General features: G+C 61.7%; 8 protein-coding genes and 1 pseudogene. 2 read left to right on the top strand and 7 right to left on the bottom strand.

What is annotated here, in order from left to right; translation table 11 throughout:
- Positions 1 to 547: 547 nt before the first annotated feature.
- Positions 548 to 934 (bottom strand): hypothetical protein, encoded by a 387-nt coding sequence (locus H9532_RS04195; protein WP_296365995.1) that lies wholly within the window; start codon positions 932 to 934, stop codon positions 548 to 550.
- An 87-nt stretch (positions 935 to 1,021) separates the two neighbouring features.
- A complete protein-coding gene (locus H9532_RS04200) occupies positions 1,022 to 1,399 on the bottom strand; it encodes an Npun_F0494 family protein (RefSeq protein ID WP_296365996.1) in 378 nt (125 codons plus the stop codon).
- A 93-nt stretch (positions 1,400 to 1,492) separates the two neighbouring features.
- On the opposite strand from H9532_RS04200, the gene H9532_RS04205 reads away from it, so the two are divergent.
- Positions 1,493 to 2,068: a Maf family protein gene (locus tag H9532_RS04205; RefSeq protein WP_296365997.1), complete on the top strand. Its 576-nt coding sequence runs from the start codon at positions 1,493 to 1,495 to the stop codon at positions 2,066 to 2,068.
- Positions 2,069 to 2,110: 42 nt separating this feature from the next.
- On the opposite strand, the gene H9532_RS04210 is transcribed toward H9532_RS04205, so the two are convergent.
- Positions 2,111 to 3,448 carry a type II toxin-antitoxin system HipA family toxin gene (locus H9532_RS04210; RefSeq protein ID WP_296365998.1) on the bottom strand — a complete coding sequence of 446 codons (1,338 nt, stop codon included), beginning with the start codon at positions 3,446 to 3,448 and terminating at the stop codon, positions 2,111 to 2,113.
- Positions 3,448 to 3,702, bottom strand: coding sequence for a helix-turn-helix transcriptional regulator (locus tag H9532_RS04215; RefSeq protein WP_296365999.1), 255 nt, complete (start codon positions 3,700 to 3,702; stop codon positions 3,448 to 3,450). Before H9532_RS04215 ends, H9532_RS04210 begins: the two co-directional genes overlap by 1 nt.
- 250 nt (positions 3,703 to 3,952) lie before the next feature.
- On the opposite strand from H9532_RS04215, the gene H9532_RS04225 reads away from it, so the two are divergent.
- On the top strand, positions 3,953 to 4,210 hold the full coding sequence (locus H9532_RS04225; RefSeq protein WP_296366000.1) for a hypothetical protein: 258 nt from the start codon (positions 3,953 to 3,955) through the stop codon (positions 4,208 to 4,210).
- Positions 4,211 to 4,293: 83 nt separating this feature from the next.
- On the opposite strand, the gene H9532_RS04230 is transcribed toward H9532_RS04225, so the two are convergent.
- The 3 genes and pseudogenes from H9532_RS04230 to H9532_RS16005 form a co-directional block, all read right to left on the bottom strand.
- Complete coding sequence (locus H9532_RS04230; protein ID WP_296366001.1) at positions 4,294 to 5,094, bottom strand: YcgJ family protein; 801 nt, start codon at positions 5,092 to 5,094, stop codon at positions 4,294 to 4,296.
- A 132-nt stretch (positions 5,095 to 5,226) separates the two neighbouring features.
- Entirely contained in the window at positions 5,227 to 6,615 is a 1,389-nt protein-coding gene (gene psbC / locus H9532_RS04235) for a photosystem II reaction center protein CP43 (RefSeq protein ID WP_296366003.1), read from the bottom strand.
- A pseudogene (locus H9532_RS16005) lies at positions 6,599 to 6,669 on the bottom strand (photosystem II protein D2); the annotation flags it as partial. The pseudogene H9532_RS16005 and the gene psbC, both read right to left, overlap by 17 nt.

Here is a 6,669-nt window from a genome sequence, read left to right on the forward strand (position 1 = left end):
CCGCTGCTGGCAGTCACATGAATCTCGCGGCTGAGATGTGTCGGTCAACCAGGCTGAAATGGGCATTCTTTAGATTTTATGCTCGTTAGTCGTTAGGCTCCATCATCCATCCGGCATTGGAGGGGGTTTCAGCTCCTCCAGAAGCTCTGCCAGCGCAGTGTTCAGTTGGAGTCGGCTGATGGAGGTGTCGGCCAGTTAGAATCGGATAACCGCAATACGGCGTCGAGTCGCTCATTGGATTCGCGAATCCTCGCGGTTTCTTCTCTCAATCTCCTCGTTTCTTGCTCGATGTCGTAGACGGGTCGCCAGTTCAGCATCGCCAACAAGCGCCGCTAAAGCGGCAGCGTGGAGACATATTCCGATCTGCTCATCCAGAGCGGCGGCTCTGATGTGGAGGAGGGCTCCATGTCCGTAGTTGGTGAAGAAAGAAATTACAAACAGGAGGCCACCTGCGATCAGTGTGGCGGCGGGTGGTGCATCCGTGCAACCACCCAACCCTTCAGAGCCGCTGCCTGTGCTGACTAAGCCAGTGCTTGAGGCGCATGCGCTAGTCGTTCTCTCGGCTGCTGGCGTTCACCACCTGGAGTTCTTCAAGTAGAGCGGCCAGCTCTTCGTTCAGTCGGAGTCGGCTTGAGGGGGTGTCTGAGAGCTCAAATCTGATGGTTGCGATAAGGCGTCGAATCTCGCGTTGACGTGTCTCAACCAAGCGGTCTCTTGCTCGATCTCGAAGACGGGACGCCAGTTCAGCGTCGCCAAACAGCGCCGCCAGAGCGGCAGTGTGGAGAGATACTCCGATCTGCTCATCCAGCGGAAGGGCTGAGAAGTGGAAGAAGGCTCCATGGCCGTAGTTCGTGAGGAAGGAGATGGCGATCAACAGGCCACCGGCAAACAGGGTGGCTATGGCTTGCTGATCCAGAAGTGTGGGTGGTTTCATCACGCTAACGGCGCTCTCCGGCTCCGTTGCTTGATGCTCTCCGCTATCACCAATCCGCGGCATCCGTGAAATCACGGAACGATTGCGTTAGAGCCTGGGCCAGTGCTGCTTGATCCAGTGGCGTAGGCGGGTGGGAAGGCTGGCGCTGGGGATCTCCCCGGGCCAGTCCGAGAGCACAACCCGCCCGAGGGGAGTGAGGCGGACCCGTTCGGTCAGGCCTTGCCCATCGACCTCGCGGCGCAGCACCCCGAGCTGGATCAGCCAGATCAGCAGGTCTTCGCAGTGGTTGGCCGAGAGACGCTGCTGGCTGAGGGTGCTCCAATCGGAGCGAGCGGCGAGCTGGGTGCTGCTGAGGGCCTCCCGCTCGAGCTCTGCGTAGAAGCGGCGCCGAAAAGGCAGGCAGCGCACGGCCCGCTTGGCCCGGATCAGCGCCCTTTGCTCCTGCTGGTTCAAGCGGGGCTGCATCAACGGGAGCGCTGGGGTCTCTTCATTGTGGTCACTGGCTCGGTCTTGCCGCCTCAGGCCCTTGTCAGAGTGGGCTGAGCTCAAGGATCGGCTGTGCTGCTGCTGGCTTCTGCGTCTCCGGCCCGTAGCCGCCTGCTGGAGCAGGCGGCCATTCCCCATCGCGTGCAAGTGAGTGGGGTGGATGAAGATGCGATCCACCACGCTGATCCAGCTCAGTTGGTGCAGCTGCTGGCGCAGGCCAAGGCTCAGGCGGTGCGCGATGTCTGTACGGATGCCTCGATCACGGCGGTGTTGGGCTGCGATTCGGTGCTCGCCTTTGAGGGGGAGGTGTTTGGCAAGCCGGCCGACGCTGCTGAGGCGATCGCCCGCTGGCAGCGGATGGCTGGCGGCTGGGGGGAGCTGCATACCGGGCACTGTTTGTTGGCGGTGGGTGCAGAGCAGACCGAACGCCTCGCCACCATCACTACCCGCGTGCAGTTCGCGCCCCTCAGCCCCGCCGAGATCGAGGCCTACGTGGCTACCGGCGAACCGCTGCAATGCGCTGGCGGCTTTGCTTTGGAGGGGCGTGGTGGTGCGGTGGTGGAGCGGATTGAGGGTTGTTTTTCGAATGTGATCGGGCTGAGCCTGCCGCTGCTGCGGCGTTGGCTCCTGGGGAGGGGCATCAGTTAGGCCAAAGCGTTGGCGAGGCTCTCAGGGGGCCAGCCCCAGGCATCAGATCAGTTCGCGCTCAAGCTGGTCGGCGGAGGTTTGCAGTCCTGTGAACACCGCTTCGGAGACTGCTGGTGGAAAGTCGGCTGGCAGCTGGGGCTGTACCGCTGCAATCGCTGAGGGAGTGTTGGCGATCAGTTCATTGAGGATGGTTTGGGCATCGCCAAGGCCCAGCCGTTTCGCCGTGCCCAGCATGCGACGGCCTGTGATCTCCAGAGGCTTGTAATAACGGCCTTTTCCACCAAACCAGGCCATCGCCATCTTGAGCTTTTGCTGTGGCCATTGATTGCTTCTTCGTCCAATCACCGGCCAGGCTGAGAGCACGTCGTAGAGAGGAGTGAGCTGAAAGCGACCGCCTGGATTCAGGAAAAGACTGAAATTCTTGGCGTGGCCATCAATGGCGCGCAGCATCCAGAACAACACCTGCGCCTTGAAGAACGTGGCTAGGTCGTTCCGCTCTGAGGATTGAGCCAGCAGCTCGGTAATGGCTGCCATGCCGGGGCCTCCATTGTTTTCATATTTGTTGGCGGCTGGAGTGGCGGTGGCCTGGCAACAATCTTCGGTGGGTAGGCGCAACCAATAGGAGCCACTGGCATGCAATCGTCGATCAAAGCGCTGTACAACCAGGCAGCGTTCGCCATCGAAGTGGGCTATCTCCGTAGCGGCCATTGGCAGGCCATAGGCGCGGAGCAGCTTGCTGCAGAGCCACTCATTGTCGATAGAGGTGCTGAAATCAATCTGGCCCTCACCGATCACCCCCATCGGCAGCTTGAAGAGATGGGTGGTGGGCGTGCTCCCCAGCGGCAGACACCATTCGTTGTTGTGCAGCAGGAAGGCTGTTTTCTCCTGAGCACCAGCAACAGAGAGCCGGAGCTCATCAGGTTCAGGGCCCAGAGATCCTGGAACCGGCGTCGCCGTTACGGCGCGCAGGCGGTGGCCGATTTCCTGGTTACTCAGAGGCCGTGCCTCGATGCGATCGATGCCGCTGGGCACCTCGTCTGGCGGAAGCAGCTGTACGGCTCCGGCACAGTCGCGGCCGACGGCAGCCAGCAGATCGAAGGCACTGGTGCTGGCTGCCCGAAACCGAGCCTGGGCTCGACGGCGAATGGCGTCGCTGTCAGGAAGGAGATTGTCAAACCAGCTCTCGACGGCATTGCCGCTGAGCGCCGAGGACCCGAGCCCTGCCGGCAGAGACAGTGATAACGGGCGGAATTGACTGGACTTCAGCCAGGATTCGGCGTAGCTGAACTGCTGAGGCCCGCGAGCCGGCAACGACCAGGTGCCAACCTGTTCCCCGTTCATCCACACCGTCAGGGAGCGCGCCTTCGAGGGTCTGCCCATCACCACTCGGCCGGCTCGATAGTTTGTTCTCGCGGCCGCACCACCACTTCGAGGTTGAGGGCGGCCAGGAGCAGCAGGAGTCGCTCCACGGTGAGACGACCCGGTTGCAGTTCGAGCTGAGAGAGCCGGGCTTGGCTCATGCCACCGGCTTTGAGAGCCAGCTCTTGCTGGTTCATCCCCTGATCCCGCCGGGCACTGCGGAGCAGCAGCCCCAACTGCGCAGGGGCACGGATCACATGCTCAACCGCAGCCATGGTCTACGCGGATTCTCAATAAATGCAGCCTAGCAAGATTCTCAATAATTGGCGTTTATTGCTGATTCGAGTGAGCGGGGGCGAGTCGGGGTGGTAGCGCGGATCGAGGGCTGTTTTTCGAATGTGATCGGGCTGAGCCTGCCCTTGCTGCGGCGCAGGCTGGCTGAGGCGTGATGCATCAATTCCGCGCCGCGCTGTTGCCATGCCCGCTGGGCCGTGGCTAAGGCCTGGATAGTGCTGATTCCCTCTGATGAAATCGATTGCGCTGTTGATGGCTGGAAGCCTCCTGGTGGGTAGTGGTCTGGGCTTGAAAGCCTCCGCGATGGAACCGATTGTGCTGACCACGTCTACCCCATCTGTGGAGCAGCCTGCGGTCCAGGAGCAGAACCACCTCCAGGCTGCGTCATCACAGATGCGCCAGGGTGTGAGCCGTGATGGCGATCTGCCGCTGGAGTTCAAGAAGCCCACAGGGCCAAAGGCGCACCACCTTCTGAATCTGAGCTTCTAACAGCGACGTTGTTCCCACGCGCCTTCGAAGCCCATCTCCTCACGCCAGCTCGGGCCGCTGCACCGTTCTCGTCAGGTTCTGAATCAGTTGAACAGATCGATGAGGAAGTTGTTCACGGCCCTCTGGAATTTGCCGTTGCTGTTGCTGTTCGGCATGTAGTTGCGCTGGGTTACATCGAGGCGCATGTCAGCCCAGCTGAAGATGCCGCGATTGCCGCGGTCACTGATCTGCACCGGCCAGCGGCCACCGGAGCCATCGGTGATCACGTAGCCGCGGTTGGTCTGTTCAAATACATAAGTGCCGCCGTGGCGAAGCTGCACCTCAAAGCGGGGTTGGAAACCCTGGCGGATCTCGTTGAGTGAACAGGAGCCGTTGAAGAGCAGTTGGCTACCGCGGACCAGCTGACACATGGCCGTGTGGCCAATTGGGCTGGGAACGGGCCGCGGATAGGGAGTGGGTGTGGGGTAGGGAGCTGGCTGGGGGGTGGGTTGCGGTTGGTAACCGAACAACTGCTCGCTGATGCGGCCGGCCCTCGCCCGTTGCCCGTTTTCCTGGCGCCAGCAGCTGGCTTGATCCGTTTGGCAGAACACACCATTGCTCAGCTCAAAGCGGCGTAGCGGTAGCCGTGAGCCGAAATTCTGCTGCGCTACCTGCCGGGCGTACTGGCCGAAATAGGTGCCAGTTAGCGAGAGCGAGAGGCCGTTGCGGTCGTAGCAGAGCTGATTGGTGCCATCACACACCACACCGGCTGCTGGCATGGTGATCGTGCTTTGCGCGGCGGGATTGGGCAGGGCCTCGGCTTGATCGGCCGGCTGGATCAAGGCCAGACCCAGCAGCACCGGGCTGATTCCTGCCAGCGCACCGCTTCGGTTCAGACGCCGCATCATCCGTGGAATGAGTGCAATCAGTTTGATTAAGCCGTTGTTGATTCGCTCCCCTCCTGCTTTGGGGTGAAAGGTTTCCACAAAAAAGCCCCCGCCATGGCGGGGGCTGAGACAACCAGATGGACCTTGCGATCAGTCGAGGTCGGGCATGGCCAGGGTGGGCTCGGCCTTGCGGTCGATACCTTTCTCGAAGCCTGCAGCAGCAGCGCGGGCGCGGCCGGCGTGCCACAGGTGACCCACCAGGAAGAAGAAGGCGAGCACGAACTGAGTCGCAGCCAGCCACTGGCGGATGTTCACGAAGTTCACCGAGTTGGGTTCGGTGATGATGCCGCCCACCGAGTTCAGAGACGCGTTGGGTGCGTGGGTCATGTATTCAGCCGCACGGCGCACTTGCCAGGGCTGAATGTCGTTCTGGAGCTTGTCGAGGCTCAGGCCGTTGGGGCCGCGCAGGGGCTCCAGCCAGGGACCACGGAAGTCCCAGAAGCGCATGGTTTCACCACCGAAGATGATCTCGCCGGTGGGGGAGCGCATCAGGTACTTACCAAGACCGGTGGGGCCCATCGCCGAACCGATGTTGGCGCCGAGGCGCTGGTCACGCACCAGGAAGGTGAAGCTCTGGGCCTGGGAGGCTTCGGCGTTGGTGGGGCCGTAGAACTCCGAGGGATAGGCAGTGTTGTTGAACCAGATGTAGGCCGAAGCGATGAAGCTCATGAAGCTCAGAGCGCCCAGGCTGTAGCTCAGGTAGGCCTCACCGTTCCAGATGAAGGCGCGGCGCACCCAGCCGAAGGGCTTGGTCACCACGTGCCAGATGCCACCGAAGATCAGGGTCAGACCCAGCCAGATGTGGCCACCGATGATGTCCTCCATGGAGTTCACACCGATGATCCAGCCCTCGCCGCCGAAGGGAGCGCGGAACAGGTAACCGAACACCACGCCCGGATCGAGGGTGGGGTTGGTGATCAGGCGCACGTCGCCGCCACCGGGTGCCCAGGTGTCGTAAACGCCACCGAAGAACATCGCCTTGAACACCAGCAGCAGGCAGCCCACACCCAGAAGGATGAGGTGGTAGCCAATGATGTTGGTCATCTGGTTCTTATCGCGCCAATCCTGCGAGAAGAAGGCGGAATAGTTCTCCAGAATTTCGGGGCCACGAAGCGCGTGATACAGGCCGCCGAGACCGAGCACGGCTGAGCTGATCAGGTGCAGCACACCAACCACGAAGAAGGGGTAGAGGTCCACGACCTCACCACCAGGACCCACGCCGTAGCCAAGGGTGGCCACGTGGGGGAACAGGATCAGGCCCTGTTCGTACATGGGCTTGTCGAAGGTGAAGTGGCTCACCTCGAACAGCATCATGGCGCCAGCCCAGAACACCATCAGACCGGCGTGGGCGACGTGGGCGCCCAGCAGGCGACCCGACAGGTTGATCAGACGGGCGTTCCCCGACCACCAGGCATAGCCCGTGGAGTCGAGGTCCTTCCCGCCGATCCCGGAGAGAGAAGGATTAGAGAGCGTTACCACGGGGCAGAACCTCTTCAGGGAAGACGAAGTTTTCGTGCGGCTGGTCAGCCGGTG

It is taken from the genome of Vulcanococcus sp. Clear-D1 (genome assembly GCF_014654725.1).
Lineage (GTDB): Bacteria > Cyanobacteriota > Cyanobacteriia > PCC-6307 > Cyanobiaceae > Vulcanococcus.